This is a genomic window from Macrococcus equipercicus, assembly GCF_024205945.1.
Taxonomy (GTDB): Bacteria; Bacillota; Bacilli; order Staphylococcales; family Staphylococcaceae; genus Macrococcus; species Macrococcus equipercicus.
In genome coordinates, this window is record NZ_CP073809.1 from 2,001,199 (window position 1) to 2,021,139 (window position 19,941).

The following is a 19,941-nucleotide window of genomic DNA, read 5'->3' on the forward strand; positions in this document are numbered from 1 at the left end:
TAACGATTGTTAATTTCATAAAATATTATTGAGGTGATTCCATGAAAAATCAATTTCCAATAGGAAAATATGAAATACCAAAGGATATTAAAAAAGAACAAGTTAAACTATGGATTAATCAAATTAAGACTTTATCTCAAAGAATTGCGCAAGTTACTGTTAATTTAAATGAAAATCAATTAACTCAACAATATCGTGAAGGCTCATGGGATGTAAGAACATTGATACATCATATTGCTGATAGTCATTTACATGGATATATTAGAACGAAATTAATTCTAACGGAAAATTGTCCAAGTGTATCTACATTTGAGGAAAATGAATGGTTTAAACTAAGTGACAATAAAAATGATATTAATGATTCAATAATGATGATTACTGGAATTCATAATAGATGGGTAAAGGTTTTAGAATCATTAAATGATGAACAGTTTGAGCGTTCAATGCATCACCCTGAAAACGGGTTAGTTCCTTTAAAACAAATGATAAGTCTTTATGCATGGCATGGAGAGCATCATTTACAACATATTAAAATAGCTTTAGAAAAATTAGAGAAATAGATAAATATTTATAAAAAAGGATGTTTTAATAATGTATATTAGAGAATTTAAAATTGATTTACCGCGGTTTTCAGCGCCTGCCAACTAAAAAAGCCGGGACTCATGTCCCGGCTTCTATTGCTGTTATTTCGCTTTAATAGCGTCAAGCATCGTCTTAGTCATTGTGTCTAAATCGAACTGCGGATTGAAGCCCCATTGTTCTTTCGCTTCTGTTGCATCAATAGAGTTCGGCCAGCTGTCAGCAATCGCCTGACGGACCGGATCGACATCGTAGCCGAGCTCGAACTCGGGGATGAACTTGCGGATGCTTGCTGCGACCGCTTCAGGATCGATACTCATCGCTGTCACGTTGAACGCATTACGCGTGATTAACTTGTCAGCATCTGCTTCCATCAGCTCGATGATGCAGTTGATAGCATCGTCCATGTACATCATATCCATGAACGTCCCTTTATCGATATAGCTGTCGTAACGGCCGTCGCGTACTGCTTTGAAGTAGATTTCAACGGCATAGTCAGTCGTCCCGCCGCCTGGTTCTTTCACGTGTGAGATTAGACCCGGGAAGCGCACTGAACGTGTATCAACGCCGAAGCTGTGATAGTAGTAGTCACAGAGCAGCTCACCTGCCACTTTATTGACGCCGTACATCGTTGTCGGACGCTGGATTGTCAGCTGCGGTGTATTGTCTTTTGGTGTTGTTGGACCAAAGGCACCGATAGAGCTCGGCGTAAAGAACTGCATGTCGTGTTTACGTGCTATCTCAAGGGCATTCAATAAGCCGCCCATGTTCAAGTTCCAGGCAAACACCGGGTTCTTCTCAGCAGTCGCACTGAGCAGCGCCGCCATGTGCATCATTGTGTCCGGCTTGAAGTCTGCAGCGATGCGCTCCATTGTCTCGGCGTCCATCACGTCAAGCTCTTCAAACGGCCCTGCAAGTATAATGCTATCTTCTTCCGGGCGACGTAAATCTGTCGCCAGTACGTTGTCTGTACCATAAATTTCACGTAGTTTAACAGTCAGTTCTGTACCGATCTGACCTAAAGCACCGGTAATCATAATTCTTTTCATCAGTCATACTCCTTATAACGACAGCTGTCCATAGACAGTGTACATAATCATTATTTTCACTATTATTTTACCGCTTTCATTATCATTTGTACACCATAAGAAAACACCGCATCAATGATGCGGTGGCTGTTATTTAATGATATTCAGTTCACGGCCAACTTTGGCGTAAGCTGCCAGTGCCTCGTCCAGCATGTCTGTCGTATGTGCTGCTGTCGGCATGTTTCTGACACGTCCTGTGCCTTTCGGTACGGTCGGGAAGACGATAGATTTCGCATAGACGCCTTCTTCCATCAGACGTTTTGAGAACTGCTGCGTCGTTTTCTCGTCGCCGATAATACATGGTGTAATCGGTGTTTCAGAATGACCGATATCGAAGCCGAGCTCTTTTAAGCCTTGTTTCAAGTAGTCGCCGTTCTCCCATAACTTATCGTGAAGTTCTGTCGATTCCGTCAAAATGCTCAGTGCTTCAGTGATCGCTTTCGTATCACCAGGAGCAAGAGATGTTGAGAATAAGAATGGACGTGATGCCACTTTCAGCCAGTCGATCAAGTCTTTCGTACCTGCGACGTAACCACCGACAACACCGATTGCTTTAGACAGCGTACCAATCTGGAAGTCAATCTTATCCTGCAGACCGAAATGTTTCACCGTGCCTGCCCCTTTCCCCATTACACCGCTTCCATGCGCATCATCCACATAAATGATGAGGTCGAACTCCTGGGCGATTTCAACGATTTCAGGAAGCTTTGCGACGTCGCCGTCCATTGAGAAGACGCCGTCAGTAATGTACATCACTTTGTTATAAAGACCGGATTCAACCGCTGCTTTTGCTTTCGCGCGCAGGTCAGCCATATCTGAATGGTTGACGCGGATGATCTTCGCTTTAGACAGACGACAGCCGTCGATGATAGAAGCATGGTTCAGTTCATCAGACAAAATCGCGTCATTTTTGTTCATGACTGCACTGATCGCAGCCATATTACAATTGAAACCTGATTGATAAGCAATCGCCGCTTCTGTTCCTTTGAACTTCGCCAGCGCTTCCTCCAGTTCAATGTGAAGGTCGAGTGTACCGTTGATTGTACGGACAGCCCCTGCACCGACACCGTGAGAGTCAATCGCCTGCTTCGCAACAGTTTTCAGGCGCTCGTTTGTCGCAAGTCCTAAATAGTTGTTGGAAGATAAATTGATCAGCTCTTTGCCGTCGATCGTAATCTTCGCCCCGTTTGCCCCCTGCACGACGTTGATCTCATTATATAGGCCGTTTTCCTTCAGCTCAGTTAAGTTAGTTGTCAGAAATTCATTTAACACGTTAGACATAATCAGTCTCCTTCTCCCTTTTCCTCTATCATAACATAAAGTTCATACTATTTAATTATACTGAAATGTCTGATAAAATCGACTAATATAGACATAATGGAGGGATAATATGAACAAAGCAGAAGTCGTAGCAGCAGAACAGCATCCACTGATTGCACAAAGAAGATATTTACATATGCACCCCGAATTATCTTTCCATGAGACAGAAACATATCAGTACATACGACGTCATTTAACGTCACTACCTAACCTGGAGCTTCGCGAACAAGTCGGCGGTCACGGCATCGTCGCTAAAATTACCGGCGGCACAGGACCGACCATCGCATTTCGCGCAGATTTCGACGCACTGCCGATTCAGGATGAGAAAGAGGTGCCTTATCAGTCGACCGTTAAGAACGTCATGCATGCATGCGGTCATGATGGTCACACATCAACACTGCTGAGCCTGGCAACCATTCTGTCAGCGCATCAATCAGAACTGTCCGGCAGTGTCGTGCTGCTCTTTCAATTTGCCGAGGAACTGGCGCCGGGCGGTGCACGCCCGATGGTCGATGACGGCGCCCTTGATGGTGTAGATGCGGTCTACGGCAACCATTTCTGGAGTCAGTTTGAGACTAACACTATCCACTCAGCAGCCGGTCCGTTAATGGCAAGTCCTGATATGTTTAATATCACGATCTACGGCCGCGGCGGACACGGTGCGAAGCCGCATACGACGATAGATGCAGTTGTCGTTATGGCAGAGTTCATCATGAACATCCAGACGATTGTCGCACGTAACGTCAATCCGATTGACAATGCTGTATTAACTATCGGCAAAGTGACAGCCGGTAACACGTTCAATGTCATCAGCGACCGCGCTTCCTGCTCAGGAACAGTCCGCACGTTTAATGCGGATGTGCAGCAGACAATCCGCACGGCACTGGAAAACGAATTAAAAGGGCTCGCCGTCTCAAAAGGCATCACTTACGAGTTGAACTATGTCACAGGCTATCCGCCAGTCGTCAATCACGAAGCGGGCTACGAGGTCATTAAGCGGGCAGCTGCACGTGCCGGCCTCGACTTCGATGATGCACCGCCGATGATGATCGGCGAGGACTTCTCCTACTACCTTCTTGAGAAGCCCGGCGCATTCTTTCTGACAGGCTCAGGCAATGAAGAGAAGACGACGGCACCGCATCATCACCCGCTGTTTGACCTTGATGAAGATGCAATGAGCGGGGCACTCACCATGTTTCTCGCTATTTTAGAAGAAGAAGGTGTCATCCATGCTCAATGAATATGCAGATAATTTGTACGAAGAACTGATCGATCTCAGACGCCATTTCCATATGTATCCGGAACTGAGCTTTCATGAGGAGAAAACACCTCAGTATATCGCTGACTATTTGACGGCCCTCGGCATAGAAGTAGAGACCGGAGTCGGTGGACGCGGTGTTGTCGGCCGGATAATCAATGATCCAGAACTGCCGACGCTTGCCATCCGTGCAGACTTCGATGCCCTGCCTATCCAGGACGAAAAAGAAGTTCCTTATCAATCGACGGTTCCCGGCGTGATGCATGCGTGCGGACATGATGCGCATACAGCCGTGTTATTGATCACAGCGAAGATTTTAAGCGAGCACCGCGACCAGCTGAAAGGTAACGTCGTCTTCATCCATCAGCATGCTGAAGAAGTGGACCCGGGCGGTGCGCTGCAGATGGTCGCAGATAACTGTCTCCGCGGTGTTGATGCGATTATCGGCCAGCACGTCTCAAGCAGCATCCCAGTCGGTACGGTCGGCTACCGTTACGGTACAGTGACCGGGATCCCGGATGACTTCTGGATTACGCTGCAAGGAAAAGGCGGACATGCCGCCCATCCTGATACGACGGTAGACCCAGTGGCAGCAGGCATACGGCTCTGTAATGACCTGCAGTACATCGTCTCCAGAAAGACGAACCCGACGACACCCGCTGTACTGTCCATCACAACGTTCCAGGCGGGCGAACAGACGAACGTCATCCCGGATACAGCGAAGATCTCAGGCACTATCCGGACGTTTGACCCGGCAACACAGCAGCATATGTACGATGAGCTGAAGAAATGTCTCGAAGGGCTTGTAACGACAACAGGTATCACTTATGACCTGAAATATTTGAAAGGCTATCCGCCGGTCGTCAACACAAAAGAAGAAACGGACCTGATCGTCAATGCAGCACGCAAAATCGACAGCGTTGAATCAGTCGTAGAGATTGAACCTGCACTTGGCGGCGAAGACTTCTCGTACTACTTACAACGCGTACCCGGCGCTTTCTTTTACACCGGCACAAGAAATGAGAACTTCAAGGCAGATTTCCCGCACCACCACCCGAAATTCGATATCGACGAAAAAGGAATGCTGAATGCAGTGAAAATATTCCTGCAGGCAGCAGAAGATTTCTTTGAAGGAGGCAAATGATGAGCTGGTTAACTGAAGTCGCACAACATCAAGACGAACTGATTAAGATCCGCCGTTTTCTCCATCAGCATCCTGAACTGTCATTTCAGGAAGAAAACACGAAGAATTATATCGCTGATTATTTAGCAGCACTTAATATTCCGGTGACACGTGACGTCGGCGGCAATGGGCTGCTCGGTTATATTAAAGGCGGAAGACCCGGCCCGACTGTTGCGTTCCGCGCTGACTTTGATGCGCTGCCGATAGATGATGAGAAAGATGTGCCGTACAGATCAACAATGCCCGGTGTCATGCACGCGTGCGGTCATGACGGCCATACAGCTATGCTGCTGATCACTGCCCGCATTTTAAAGCAGCACGAGGCAGAACTTGCAGGCAACATCGTCCTCATTCATCAGCATGCAGAAGAAGTGCTGCCGGGCGGTGCTCAGTCCATGATTAAAGCAGGCGCGCTTGACGGTGTCGACTATGTCTTCGGCACGCATACAGCGAGCTACATCCCGACCGGCACAGTCGGCTTCTGTCCAGGTCCTGCCTACGCAAATGCCGATGCTTTCAAACTACATATACAAGGCAAAGGCGGACACGGTGCGGCGCCCCATGAAACAAACGATGCAATCATCGCAGCGAGCAGCTTGATCACTCAGTTCCAGACGATCATCTCCCGGTCGGTGAACCCGATGGATACAGCTGTTGTCACCATCGGCGAGTTCAAGGCCGGTACTGCCTTCAACGTCATTGCGGATTCCGCCTACTTGTCAGGGACCGTGCGGACTTATACGCGGGAAGTGAAAACACTCATTAAACAGCGCATGGCTGAACTGATTCATGCTGTTGAAATCGGCTCTAACGTCTCTATCACACTCGACTATACAGATGGTTATCCGGCACTCTTCAACCCGGAGAAAGAAACCGCATGGGTGAAAGCATTGACAGAAAGTATTACAGAAGTCGATGAAGTCATCCAGCAGGCACCGTCGCTCGGCGGTGAAGACTTCAGCTATTTCCTTGCAGAGCGCCCCGGCACTTACTTTTATACCGGCGTTATGAATGAAGCGATCGGTGCGCACTACTCACATCACCATCCCAAATTCGATCTGGATGAAAATGGCCTGCTGAACGGTGTCCGTGTGTTCCTGAAAATCGCAGAGAATATGGACCAGCTGACTAAATAATAAGTCACTTAAAATAACAAAAAAATCCGAAGAGCGTCCTCTTCGGATTTTTTGATTCACAACTGTGAATTATTTTTCGATTACAGATACAACACCTGATCCAACTGTACGTCCACCTTCACGGATAGAGAAACGAGTACCGTCTTCGATCGCGATTGGTGAGATTAATTCAACGTCCATTTCGATGTTATCGCCAGGCATTACCATTTCAGTACCTTCTGGTAAGTTAACTACGCCAGTTACGTCAGTTGTACGGAAGTAGAACTGTGGACGGTAGTTTGAGAAGAATGGCGTATGACGTCCACCCTCTTCTTTTGATAATACGTAAACTTCAGCTTTGAATTTAGTATGTGGAGTGATTGTTCCTGGTTTAGCTAATACTTGACCACGTTGAACATCGTCACGTGATACACCACGAAGTAAAGCACCGATGTTGTCGCCAGCTTCAGCGTAATCTAATAATTTACGGAACATTTCAACACCAGTTACAGTTGTTTTAGATGGTTCTTCAGTTAAACCGATGATTTCAATTTCTTCACCGACTTTAACTTGTCCACGTTCAACACGTCCTGTAGCTACTGTACCACGACCAGTGATTGAGAATACGTCCTCAACTGGCATCATGAATGGTTTGTCAGAGTCACGTTCTGGAGTTGGGATGTACTCATCAACTGCGTTCATCAGTTCCATGATTTTTTCTTCGTATGCTTCGTCGCCTTCTAATGCGCGTAATGCTGAACCTGAGATTACAGGTACATCGTCGCCTGGGAAGTCATATTCAGATAATAAGTCACGAACTTCCATTTCTACTAATTCTAATAATTCTTCATCGTCAACCATGTCAACTTTGTTTAAGAATACTACTAATGCAGGTACACCAACGTTACGTGATAACAGGATGTGCTCACGAGTTTGTGGCATTGGGCCATCAGCAGCAGAAACTACTAAGATACCGCCGTCCATTTGCGCAGCACCAGTGATCATGTTTTTAACATAGTCAGCGTGTCCTGGGCAGTCTACGTGTGCGTAGTGGCGTTTTTCAGTTTCGTACTCGATGTGTGAAGTATTGATCGTGATACCACGTTCTTTTTCTTCAGGAGCGTTATCGATTTGATCGTATGAACGCGCTTCCCCACCTAATTTTTTTGCTAATACAGTTGCGATAGCAGCTGTTAAAGTTGTTTTACCATGGTCAACGTGACCAATTGTGCCGATATTGGCATGAGTTTTCGAGCGGTCGAATTTTTCTTTAGCCATTTTGAAATCTCTCCTTAGAATATAAGTATATTATATCTCATGAGGGATTCTCACCCTCATGAGGTAACGCTATAACTCTGTTATAAAGCATTTCATTGGAAAAATCAATCAGAGTTGATTAAAGGGATTATTGACCTTTATTTTTCTTGATGATTTCTTCAGAAATTGATTTTGGAACTTCTTCGTAGTGATCGAATACCATTGAGTAAGTACCGCGACCTTGTGTGTTAGAACGTAAGTTTGTAGCGTAACCAAACATTTCTGCAAGTGGCACGAACGCACGAACGACTTGAGCGTTACCACGCGCTTCCATACCTTCTACACGGCCACGACGGCTTGTTACGTCGCCCATAATATCGCCCATGTACTCTTCAGGCATAACGATTTCTACTTTCATGACTGGTTCAAGGATGATTGGGTCACATTTTTTAGCTGCTTCTTTAAGCGCTAAAGATGCTGCCACTTTGAAGGCCATCTCAGATGAATCGACATCATGGTAAGAACCGTCTACTAAACGTGCTTTAACATCGATTAATGGGTAGCCGGCTAATACACCGTTTTCCATTGAATCTTTAAGACCAGCTTCGACGGAAGGAATGTATTCACGAGGAACTACACCACCGACGATAGCATTTTCGAATTCGAAACCTGCTCCCACTTCGTTCGGTTCGAACTCAATGTGAACGTCACCGTACTGACCACGACCACCTGATTGACGAGAGAATTTACCTTGAACGCGTGCAGCTGTTTTGAACGTTTCACGATAAGATACCATTGGCGCCCCAACTGTACATTCAACTTTAAATTCACGTTTCATACGGTCAACTAAAATGTCTAAGTGAAGCTCACCCATACCACCGATGATAACTTGTCCTGTTTCAGGATCAGTATGCGCGTGGAATGTTGGGTCTTCCTCCTGCAATTTAACAAGAGCGTTAGTCATTTTGTCCTGGTCAGCTTTAGACTTAGGTTCTACTGACAAGTGGATAACTGGCTCTGGGAATTCCATAGATTCAAGGATAACTTGAACTTTTTCATCACACAGTGTGTCACCTGTTGTCGTATCTTTAAGTCCTACTGCTGCTGCGATATCTCCAGCATATACTGTCGAGATCTCTTCACGTGAGTTAGCGTGCATCTGCAGGATACGTCCGACACGTTCACGTTTACCTTTCGTTGCATTCTGTACATAAGAACCAGAGTTCAATGTACCAGAGTATACACGGAAGAATGTTAACTTACCAACGAATGGGTCAGTCATAACTTTGAACGCGAGTGCTGCGAATGGCGCAGAGTCATCAGGTTTAGCTACGATTGCTTCGTCTTCATCATCAGCCGCATGACCAACGATTGGTTTAACATCGAGTGGTGATGGTAAGTAGTCAATTGCTGCATCAAGCATTAATTGAACACCTTTGTTTTTGAAGGCAGTACCTGCTAAAACCGGGAAGAATTCAACGTCACAAGTCGCCTGACGGATAGCAGCTTTCAGTTCTTCAGCACTGATCTCTTCTCCACCAAGGTATTTTTCCATTAATTCTTCGTTAAAGTCTGCAACTGCTTCGATTAACGCTTCACGTTTCGCCTGTGCATCTTCTAAAAATTCTTCAGGCACGTCAGTTACTTCGATGTCAGTTCCTAAGTCATTTGTATAAGTGTGAAGTTTCATTTCAACTAAATCAACGATTGCGTTGAATTCGTCTTCAGCACCGATAGGCATTTGAATAGGATGAGCATTCGCTTGTAATCTGTCGTGTAAAGTTCCTACAGAATAGTCAAAGTCCGCACCAGTTTTATCCATCTTGTTGATGAATACGATACGCGGTACACCGTATGTTGTCGCCTGACGCCATACAGTTTCTGTTTGTGGTTCTACACCTGATTGTGCATCAAGTACAGTAACAGCACCATCAAGTACACGCAGTGAACGTTCAACTTCAACTGTGAAGTCTACGTGTCCTGGTGTATCGATGATGTTGATACGGTGACCATGCCACTGTGCTGTTGTCGCAGCAGAAGTGATCGTGATACCACGTTCTTGTTCTTGCTCCATCCAGTCCATCTGTGAAGCACCTTCGTGCGTTTCACCGATCTTGTGGATACGGCCAGTATAATAAAGAATACGTTCAGTAGTCGTCGTTTTACCAGCATCGATGTGGGCCATGATACCGATATTACGAGTGTTCTTCAAAGAGAATTCTCTTGTCATGGGTATTCTTTCTCCTTCCAGGAAATGGTTTATATTTAGAAAGATACCATAGGTACAGCAATAAATTGCAGATGCCTATGGTCAACTTTCATCTTACCAGCGGTAGTGAGCAAATGCTTTATTTGCTTCCGCCATTTTGTGTGTATCTTCACGCTTTTTAACAGCACCACCAGTGTTGTTAGCAGCATCAAGGATTTCATTAGCTAAACGCTCTTCCATAGTTTTTTCACCACGAAGACGTGAGTAGTTAACTAACCAGCGTAATCCTAAAGTTGTACGACGCTCAGCGCGTACTTCTACAGGTACTTGGTAGTTAGAACCACCGACACGACGAGCTTTAACTTCTAATACAGGCATGATGTTGTTGATAGCTTCTTCGAAGACTTCCATCGCATCACGGCCTGAACGCTCTTGAACTAAGTCGAAAGCTGAATAAAGAATTTTTTGAGCAGTACCACGTTTACCATCAATCATAATTTTGTTGATTAATTTAGTAACCAATTTTGAATTATGAATTGGATCCGGTAATACGTCTCTTTTTGCAACAGGTCCTTTACGAGGCATGAGTATATCCTCCTTCCACAGTATATTTGTTTGCTGTTTTAGTGTCTAGCGGGACAGTAATATTTACAGAAATGAAATATTATTTTTTAGCTTTAGGGCGTTTTGCACCGTATAATGAACGGCTTTGCATACGACCGTCAACACCTGAAGTATCTAACGCACCACGAACGATATGGTAACGTACCCCTGGTAAATCTTTTACACGTCCACCACGAATAAGTACAACACTGTGTTCTTGTAAGTTGTGGCCGATACCAGGAATGTAAGCATTAACTTCGATATTATTTGATAAACGTACACGTGCATATTTACGTAACGCTGAGTTAGGTTTTTTAGGAGTCATAGTACCTACACGAGTACAAACACCACGTTTTTGTGGAGATGCAACATCTGTAGCTTTTTTCTTATGACTGTTGTAACCTTTGTTCAATGCAGGTGCAGTTGATTTTTTAATTTTAGAAGTACGAGGCTTCTTAACTAATTGGTTAATAGTAGGCATTTTAATTGTCCTCCTCTCTGGTCTTTAATTCCACACATCCAGGTGGTTCATTTTTTGGATAAATAAAAATTTTGTAAGTTTAGCGGCTTACAAACCACTTTTCAAATGAGCTGCGACAGTCGCTCTCACTTGAATTCCAAATTCACCGCCGAGCGATCTACTGGAATCACTATACGTTATTGGAAGTTGCTGCTCATGTGCCATTAACAGCACATCGGTTAATAAGTGGACTTGAACATCTTCAGCAATCACAAGTGACGCTGCACGATGTTCCTTTAATGCCTTAAGCGTTTCCTTAAGACCCACTACATATTGATTAGAATGAACTTTTTCATTAGACATCATATCCTCCAAAGCGCTTCTGCATCAACCTTAATAATTCTAACACCTATCACACTCACTGTCAACAATATATCTTGTATTAATCTCTGCATTTTAAACGGAATTTCAGCAGTGCTTTTAAGAGAAAATCATGCTATTAATAAAAGAACGGATCCTATTAAGGATCCGTTAATTATTATTCTGTGACGAATGCTTCTTCCGGTTCAAATTCAGGAGTTCCTTTTTCGTATTTCACGCCAGAGTAGCGTCTCATACCTGTACCCGCTGGAATTAATTTACCGATGATAACATTCTCTTTAAGACCAAGTAAGTCATCACGTTTACCTTTAATTGCTGCATCTGTTAACACACGAGTTGTTTCCTGGAATGACGCTGCTGACAAGAAACTTTCTGTTTCAAGTGATGCTTTTGTAATACCAAGCAGCACTGGTTTAGCAGTTGCAGGGCGTTTTCTGTTTTTGAAGACATCGCGGTTGGCATCTGTAAATACGTGAATATCGACTAATGCGCCTGGTAACAAGTTCGTATCGCCTGCTTCGATGATGCGGACTTTACGTAACATTTGACGTACCATGACCTCAACGTGCTTATCTGAGATTTCTACCCCCTGCATACGGTAAACTTTCTGTACTTCTTTCAGTAAGTAGCTTTGTGTCGCATTCAGACCAGCGACTGCAAGCAGTTCTTTCGGCTCGATAGAACCTTCAGTCATGACTTCACCACGGCTGACTTTTGTGCCCACTTCTACTTTAAGTCTTGCTGTTGCAGGTGCAAGGTACGGACGTACTTCATTCTCGCCTTTAACTTTGATTTCCTGCATGCGGTCTTTCACGATATTGATCTCAATGACTTCACCATTGATTTCAGAAATGATCGCCTGACCTTTTGGATTACGCGCTTCGAATAACTCCTGAATACGCGGTAAACCTTGTGTAATATCGGCACCGGCTACCCCGCCTGTATGGAATGTACGCATTGTAAGCTGTGTACCTGGTTCACCGATAGATTGTGCAGCGATTGTTCCGACTGCTTCACCGACTTCAACTTTTTCACCTGTTGCAAGGTTTTTACCGTAACATTTCTCACAGACACCGTGACGTGTGTTACAAGTAAATGCTGAACGGATATGCATCTCTTCAATGCCTGCATCGACGATATTTTTAGCGATTTCAGCAGTGATCAGTTCGTTTACACTCACTAATACTTCTTTTGTTTCAGGATGACGCACTGTCTCGCGGGAGTAACGACCTTCAAGACGTTCAATGAACGGTTCAATCAACTCTGAACCTTCTTTAATAGCAGATACCGGTAAACCTCTATCTGTGCCGCAGTCAGCTTCGCGGACGATAACATCCTGTGCCACGTCAACAAGACGACGTGTCAAGTAACCTGAGTCAGCTGTTTTCAGTGCTGTATCGGCAAGACCTTTACGCGCACCGTGAGTAGAGATGAAGTATTCAAGTACTGTCAGACCTTCACGGAATGAAGATTTGATCGGTAACTCGATAATCCGGCCGGCCGGGTTGGCCATCAGCCCACGCATACCCGCAAGCTGCGTGAAGTTAGAGGCGTTACCACGGGCACCTGAGTCACTCATCATGAAGATCGGGTTAAGATTATCAAGGGAGTTCATCAGTTTCGCCTGGATTTCGTCTTTCGCTTTCGTCCAGATATCGATAACTGCAGCGTAACGTTCACTTTCAGTGATCAGACCACGTGTGAACTGTTTCGTCACTTTATCGACTTTCTCTTCAGCAAGGCCGATGATTTCCTGTTTGTCAGGTAATACGACGATATCAGATACACCTACTGTAATACCTGCACGTGAAGAGTATTTGAAACCTAAGTCTTTCATTCTATCCAGCATCGTTGATGTATCTGTGAAGTGGAACTTGTTGAATACTTCAGCGATAACCTGCCCGAGGAATTTCTTGTTGAATGGTTTGACAAGTGGTGTTGACTCCAAGTATTCAAGCAGTCCATGTTCTGATAAATCAGTTGCATTGATGAAGTACTGCTCAGGTGTTTTCTCTTCAAGGTTGGATAATGTCGGTTCATTGATGTACGGGAATGATTCCGGCATGATTTCATTGAAGATGACTTTACCTACTGTTGTGACAAGCAGCTTGTTGTTTTGTTCTTCTGTGAATGTCGGGTTACTAAATGAACTTGCTCTTACTGCAATACGTGAGTGCAGGTGAACATAGCCGTTAGTGTAAGCCATAATGACTTCACTCGCATCTTTGAAGATCTTACCTTCTCCGATAGAACCTTTACGTTCAAGCGTCAAGTAGTAGTTACCAAGTACCATATCCTGAGAAGGTGTAACAACTGGTTTACCATCTTTCGGGTTCAGGATGTTCTGTGCTGCAAGCATCAGCATACGCGCTTCAGCCTGTGCTTCTTTAGACAGCGGTACGTGAACGGCCATCTGGTCACCATCAAAATCGGCGTTGTAAGCAGTTGTTACAAGCGGATGAAGACGGATCGCACGTCCTTCAACAAGTGTTGGTTCAAAAGCCTGGATACCTAATCTGTGAAGTGTCGGTGCACGGTTTAACAGAACAGGATGTTCACGGATAACGTCTTCTAGTACGTCCCATACTTCTGCATCCATACGTTCGATTTTACCTTTAGCGTTTTTGATGTTTGTTGCGATTTCACGTTCAACGAGTTCTTTCATGACGAACGGCTTGAATAATTCAAGTGCCATTTCTTTCGGCAGACCACATTGATACATTTTAAGGTTAGGACCTACGACGATAACTGAACGACCAGAGTAGTCGACACGTTTACCAAGTAAGTTCTGACGGAAACGACCTTGCTTACCTTTTAACATGTGTGACAGTGATTTAAGTGGACGGTTACCTGGTCCAGTGACCGGACGGCCGCGACGACCATTGTCAATCAATGCGTCAACTGCTTCTTGTAACATACGCTTTTCATTTTGCACGATGATACCAGGAGCGCCTAAATCAAGAAGACGTTTCAGGCGGTTGTTACGGTTGATGACACGACGGTATAAGTCGTTTAAGTCACTTGTCGCAAAACGGCCACCATCTAATTGAACCATCGGACGGATTTCCGGCGGGATAATCGGCAGCACATCTAAGATCATCCATGATGGATCATTACCTGAATTACGGAATGATTCAACCACTTCAAGACGTTTGATTGCTCTAGTTAAACGCTGACCAGTTGCTGATTCTAATTCTTCACGCAGCATTTTGAGTTCCGCATCAAGATCGATAGATGTCAATAAATCTTTGATTGCTTCTGCTCCCATCTTCGCAGTGAACTGACCAGGGAACTTGTCGTAATACTCACGGTATTCACGTTCAGATAACAATGATTTCTTCTCAAGACCAGTCGGACCTGGGTCTACGACAACATAAGATGCGAAGTAGATGACTTCTTCAAGAGAACGAGGAGAGATATCAAGTAATAAGCCCATACGGCTTGGAATGCCTTTGAAGTACCAAATATGAGAAACAGGTGCTGCAAGTTCGATGTGACCCATACGTTCACGACGTACTTTAGATTTAGTAACCTCTACGCCACAACGGTCACAGACCATCCCTTTATATCTGACACGTTTATATTTACCACAGCTACATTCCCAGTCTTTTGTCGGACCGAAAATCTTCTCACAGAATAAACCATCTCTTTCAGGTTTTAATGTACGGTAGTTAATTGTTTCCGGCTTTTTAACTTCACCAAAACTCCATGAACGGATTTTTTCAGGTGAAGCGAGACCTATCTTCATGTAATGAAAGTTATTTACATCAATCAAAGCCCTACCTCCTCAAGTTTTATATTAATCAAGCGAATGAGTATTTAACACCATCTGACAACAGTTGATTTTATAATCTTCAAGCTTAACTGTTAAATATATCATCATCAATTATTACTGGTTGATGCTTAGGCATCAGCCAGTAACAATCTCGATGCAAAGTTTGCTATTATTCAAACTAAAATTCTAGTGACGAATTGTCTGCCTTGGCGACTCCTGCGGAAAAACGAAACAAGCGAGACTACAGGCTCGCGTTTTGTCCGCGGAAAGCGTCTAAGGCTTAACAAGTCGTAAGAATAGTTGTCAGAAATAGTAATACTCAAGCTGTTCTAATGCTCATTTCTCGTCAGACAGTTATTATTCAGTGATTTCAGCCTGCTGCTGGCGGTCAAGCGTGATTTTGTTGTCGATGAAGTCATCATCTTCAAGATCGCGCATTTCGATTTCTTCGTCTTTGTTGTCCATCACTTTGACATCCAGCCCTAAACTTTGCAGTTCTTTCATCAATACGCGGAATGATTCAGGAACACCTGGTTTAGGAATGTTTTCACCTTTGACGATTGCTTCGTATGTTTTCACACGGCCGACCGTATCATCTGATTTGTACGTCAGAATTTCCTGTAATGTGTAGGCAGCACCGTATGCTTCAAGTGCCCATACTTCCATCTCACCGAAACGTTGTCCACCGAACTGGGCTTTACCACCAAGCGGCTGCTGTGTCACTAATGAGTAAGGACCTGTTGAACGTGCGTGAAGTTTATCATCGACCATGTGCGCAAGTTTCAGCATGTACATGACACCGACAGATACACGGTTATCGAATGGTTCACCAGTACGACCGTCATAAAGGACAGTTTTACCGTCACGAGCCATACCCGCTTCTTCAATCGTTGACCAGACATCTTCATCGCTCGCACCATCAAATACTGGAGAAGCAACGTGCAGGCCTAAGTTTTTCGCCGCCATACCTAAGTGCAGCTCAAGAACCTGACCGATGTTCATCCGTGATGGTACACCCAGTGGGTTTAACATGATGTCAATCGGTGTACCGTCAGGCATGAACGGCATATCTTCTTCCGGTAAAATACGTGAGATAACACCTTTGTTACCGTGACGACCACACATTTTGTCGCCGACGTGAATTTTACGTTTCTGGACGATGTAGACGCGGACTAACTGATTGACACCAGGAGACAGTTCATCGCCGTCTTCACGGTTGAAGACTTTAACATCAAGAACGATACCGCCTGCACCGTGAGGCACACGCAGTGATGTATCGCGGACTTCACGTGCTTTTTCACCGAAGATTGCATGTAACAGACGCTCTTCAGCTGTCAGTTCCGTTACCCCTTTAGGCGTCACTTTACCGACTAAAATATCGCCGTCTTTAACTTCTGCACCGACGTAAATAATACCGCGGTCGTCCAAGTTTTTAAGTGCGTTATCAGACACATTCGGGATATCACGTGTAATTTCTTCAGGTCCGAGTTTAGTGTCACGTGCTTCTGATTCATATTCTTCAATATGGATAGAAGTATAGACGTCATCTTTCACAAGACGTTCACTCATAATAACCGCATCCTCGTAGTTATAACCATCCCAAGTCATGAAGCCGACAACAACGTTACGGCCAAGTGCCATCTCACCAAGTTCCATCGAAGGACCATCAGCTAAGATTTCACCTTTTGTCACCACATCACCTACAGCGATGATCGGACGCTGGTTGTAACATGTACCTGAGTTAGAACGAGCAAATTTAGATAATTTGTAAGTATCTAAATCTGTTTCAATTTCTTTGCCGTTTTCTTCAACGATACGGCGTACTTTAATTTGACGTGCTTCAACATGTTCCACGCGTCCTTTGTATTTCGCAACGACAGCGGCACCTGAGTCACGGGCAGCGACGTGTTCCATACCTGTACCAACAAATGGTGCTTCAGGAATCATCAGCGGCACTGCTTGACGCTGCATGTTCGCACCCATCAATGCACGGTTTGAGTCATCGTTCTCTAAGAACGGGATACAAGCCGTCGCAGCAGATACAACCTGCTTCGGTGATACGTCCATGTAGTCCATACGTTCGCGGGCCATTGTTGTATTGTCACCACGGAAACGGCAGACAATCTCGTCATCAATGAAAGCACCGTTGTCATCAAGACGGGCATTCGCCTGAGCAACGACGTAAGCATCTTCTTCATCTGCTGTTAAGTAGTCGATCTGTGATGTTACTTGATTTGTTTCAGGGTCGACTTTACGGTACGGTGTCTCGATGAAACCAAACTCATTCACACGTGCATAGCTTGATAATGAGTTGATCAAACCGATGTTCGGCCCCTCTGGTGTTTCGATCGGACACATACGGCCATAGTGAGAGTAGTGAACGTCACGTACTTCCATGCCGGCACGCTCACGCGTTAAACCACCGGGTCCTAATGCAGACAGACGGCGTTTATGTGTCAGCTCGGCTAATGGGTTCGCCTGGTCCATGAATTGTGATAACTGCGAGCTGCCAAAGAATTCTTTAGTAGATGCAATCACTGGACGGATATTGATTAACTGCTGCGGCGTGATAGATTCAGTGTCCTGAATACTCATACGTTCGCGTACAACACGTTCCATACGAGACAGACCAATCCGGAACTGGTTCTGTAATAATTCACCGACTGAACGCAGACGACGGTTACCTAAGTGGTCGATGTCATCTGTATCACCGACACCATGCAGTAAGTTGAAGAAGTAGCTGATAGAAGCAACGATGTCAGCTGGTGTAATACATTTCACTTCGTCATCCGGGAATGCATTACCGATAACTGTTGTTGTGCGTTTTTCTTCATCACCAGGGATGTAGACTTTCACTGACTGGATTTCTACAGGCTCATCTAATAAACCGTTCTCTAAGTCATACACTTTACGGTTAGCGTTATTTTCAAGAACTTCCATAATGCTGTCAAGGTTGCGACGGTCAAGAACCGTGCCTTCCTCAGCAACGATTTCACCGGATTCAACATCAACAATCGGCTCAGCGAGTGTCTGATTGAACAGACGGTGTTTTAAATGAAGTTTTTTATTCATTTTATAACGACCGACGCTTGCTAAGTCATAGCGTTTTGGGTCGAAGAAACGAGAATATAACAGGCTTCTTGCGTTGTCCACTGTTGGTGGCTCGCCTGGGCGTAAACGCTCGTATATTTCAAGCAATGCTGTTTCTACTGAATCTGTGTTGTCTTTATCTAATGCATTACGCAAGTATTCACTCTCACCTAATAAATCAACGATTTCCTGATCAGATGAGAAACCAAGCGCACGTAACAATACCGTAATCGGTAATTTACGCGTACGGTCAATACGAACAAATACAACGTCTTTCGCGTCTGTTTCATATTCCAGCCAAGCACCACGGTTAGGGATAACTGTTGCACCAAAACTTACTTTACCGTTCTTATCAACTTTGTCATTGAAGTAGACGGACGGTGAGCGCACTAATTGAGAAACGATAACACGTTCTGCACCATTAATCACGAAAGTACCAGTGTCTGTCATAATCGGGAAATCTCCCATGAAGACTTCCTGTTCTTTCACTTCACCAGTTTCCTTGATGATCAGTCGGACTTTTACACGGAGTGGCTTAGAGTAAGTAGCATCATGATTTTTGGCTTCATCTAAATCATACTTTGGTTCACCCAATTTATAATCGACGAATTCTAAAGAAAGATTACCTGTGAAGTCTTCGATTGGAGAAATGTCGCGGAACATTTCAAGAAGGCCTTCTTTCAGGAACCATTCATAAGATTTTGTTTGAATCTCAATTAAGTTTGGTAGTTCTAAAATTTCGGAGATACGCGCGTAACTTCTACGTTTGCGGTGTCGTCCATACTGGATAAGTTGACCTGTCAACAGATTCACCCCTCAAAAATTGTGGTTACCTTACTCTCCGGCAGACATAAGACAAAAAGAAAACGGAATCTAAATAAACCCCATTTTCGTTTGTTTTCGACTTAGTTCTGCCAAATATGAGCTAGAAAAGTACACACTTATTGAATTTAAATTTTTACATTCTATTACTATAACAGACTGCCTTTATAAGGTCAACCTTTTACACTCTTTAAAATATAATAGCCTTTGTCTTTTGTCACAATTTCTACATTTCCGAATAGCTGCTGCAGGCGTTTCTTTGCAGACGGCATACCCTGCTTTTTCTGAATGGCGACAAATAGCGCGCCGCCTCCATCAAGAAACTCATAGCTTTGATCCAGAATTTTTGATACGACATCTTTCCCTGCACGGATCGGCGGGTTAGTCAGTATCGCATCAAATGTGCCTGCTACTGAATCGAGCGCATCACTTTTATAAATACGTGTATTATCAATATCGTTATTCTTCTTATTTTCTTCTGCCAGGCTAAGCGCACGGGCATTGACATCAATCATATCGACCAGGCTCTCCTGACGCACTTTAGCAACCATCAGCCCGATCGGACCATAGCCACAGCCGACATCAAGAATGCGCGGATAACTGCCCGCATCCTTAAGAAACGCTTTGACCAGAACGTCCGATCCATAATCAATGCCGCCTTTTGAGAAGACACCGCTATCCGTCTTCAGCTCAAGACTGTAAGATTCATAACGGTAAGTGAACATGGACGGATTTGACTCAACATCCTGTTCCTCACTATAATAATGACTCATCATTGACCTCCAGTGCAGGTGAAAATTA

Annotated in this window: 14 protein-coding genes; 4 read left to right on the top strand and 10 right to left on the bottom strand. The window is 44.5% G+C overall.

Annotation, left to right across the window (positions count from 1 at the left end; translation table 11 throughout):
• Window positions 1-41: 41 nt before the first annotated feature.
• Window positions 42-560: a YfiT family bacillithiol transferase gene (locus tag KFV11_RS10705; protein ID WP_149459278.1), complete on the top strand. Its 519-nt coding sequence runs from the start codon at window positions 42-44 to the stop codon at window positions 558-560.
• 123 nt (window positions 561-683) lie between these two features.
• Here KFV11_RS10705 and KFV11_RS10710 read toward each other — a convergent pair whose 3' ends face one another.
• Both KFV11_RS10710 and KFV11_RS10715 read right to left on the bottom strand, forming a co-directional pair.
• Window positions 684-1,628, bottom strand: coding sequence for an L-threonine 3-dehydrogenase (locus KFV11_RS10710; protein WP_254249924.1), 945 nt, complete (start codon window positions 1,626-1,628; stop codon window positions 684-686).
• 129 nt (window positions 1,629-1,757) lie between these two features.
• Window positions 1,758-2,948, bottom strand: a complete 1,191-nt coding sequence (locus tag KFV11_RS10715) for a glycine C-acetyltransferase (protein WP_254249925.1) — start codon at window positions 2,946-2,948, stop codon at window positions 1,758-1,760.
• A gap of 109 nt (window positions 2,949-3,057) precedes the next feature.
• Between KFV11_RS10715 and KFV11_RS10720 the strand changes: the two genes are divergently transcribed.
• From KFV11_RS10720 to KFV11_RS10730, 3 genes are read left to right on the top strand one after another with little or no spacing between them, the layout of a single operon-like run.
• Window positions 3,058-4,227 carry an amidohydrolase gene (locus KFV11_RS10720; RefSeq protein WP_254249926.1) on the top strand — a complete coding sequence of 390 codons (1,170 nt, stop codon included), beginning with the start codon at window positions 3,058-3,060 and terminating at the stop codon, window positions 4,225-4,227.
• On the top strand, window positions 4,217-5,389 hold the full coding sequence (locus KFV11_RS10725) for an amidohydrolase (protein ID WP_170234576.1): 1,173 nt from the start codon (window positions 4,217-4,219) through the stop codon (window positions 5,387-5,389). The genes KFV11_RS10720 and KFV11_RS10725 overlap by 11 nt, the downstream gene beginning before the upstream one ends.
• On the top strand, window positions 5,389-6,564 hold the full coding sequence (locus tag KFV11_RS10730) for a M20 metallopeptidase family protein (RefSeq protein ID WP_149459283.1): 1,176 nt from the start codon (window positions 5,389-5,391) through the stop codon (window positions 6,562-6,564). Before KFV11_RS10725 ends, KFV11_RS10730 begins: the two co-directional genes overlap by 1 nt.
• A 69-nt stretch (window positions 6,565-6,633) precedes the next feature.
• On the opposite strand, the gene tuf is transcribed toward KFV11_RS10730, so the two are convergent.
• From tuf to KFV11_RS10770, 8 genes are all read right to left on the bottom strand, one after another.
• Window positions 6,634-7,821, bottom strand: coding sequence for an elongation factor Tu (gene tuf, locus KFV11_RS10735; RefSeq protein WP_149459284.1), 1,188 nt, complete (start codon window positions 7,819-7,821; stop codon window positions 6,634-6,636).
• 127 nt (window positions 7,822-7,948) lie between these two features.
• Window positions 7,949-10,030 carry an elongation factor G gene (gene fusA / locus KFV11_RS10740; protein WP_254249927.1) on the bottom strand — a complete coding sequence of 694 codons (2,082 nt, stop codon included), beginning with the start codon at window positions 10,028-10,030 and terminating at the stop codon, window positions 7,949-7,951.
• A gap of 93 nt (window positions 10,031-10,123) precedes the next feature.
• Window positions 10,124-10,594: a 30S ribosomal protein S7 gene (gene rpsG / locus KFV11_RS10745; RefSeq protein WP_133443661.1), complete on the bottom strand. Its 471-nt coding sequence runs from the start codon at window positions 10,592-10,594 to the stop codon at window positions 10,124-10,126.
• 79 nt (window positions 10,595-10,673) lie between these two features.
• A complete protein-coding gene (rpsL, locus tag KFV11_RS10750) occupies window positions 10,674-11,093 on the bottom strand; it encodes a 30S ribosomal protein S12 (protein WP_149459286.1) in 420 nt (139 codons plus the stop codon).
• A gap of 87 nt (window positions 11,094-11,180) precedes the next feature.
• Entirely contained in the window at window positions 11,181-11,435 is a 255-nt protein-coding gene (locus KFV11_RS10755; protein ID WP_149459287.1) for a ribosomal L7Ae/L30e/S12e/Gadd45 family protein, read from the bottom strand.
• 175 nt (window positions 11,436-11,610) lie between these two features.
• Window positions 11,611-15,228 (bottom strand): DNA-directed RNA polymerase subunit beta', encoded by a 3,618-nt coding sequence (gene rpoC, locus KFV11_RS10760; RefSeq protein WP_149459288.1) that lies wholly within the window; start codon window positions 15,226-15,228, stop codon window positions 11,611-11,613.
• Window positions 15,229-15,585: 357 nt separating this feature from the next.
• Entirely contained in the window at window positions 15,586-19,122 is a 3,537-nt protein-coding gene (gene rpoB, locus KFV11_RS10765) for a DNA-directed RNA polymerase subunit beta (protein ID WP_254249928.1), read from the bottom strand.
• A 191-nt stretch (window positions 19,123-19,313) separates the two neighbouring features.
• Entirely contained in the window at window positions 19,314-19,913 is a 600-nt protein-coding gene (locus KFV11_RS10770) for a class I SAM-dependent methyltransferase (RefSeq protein WP_254249929.1), read from the bottom strand.
• Window positions 19,914-19,941: the final 28 nt, after the last annotated feature.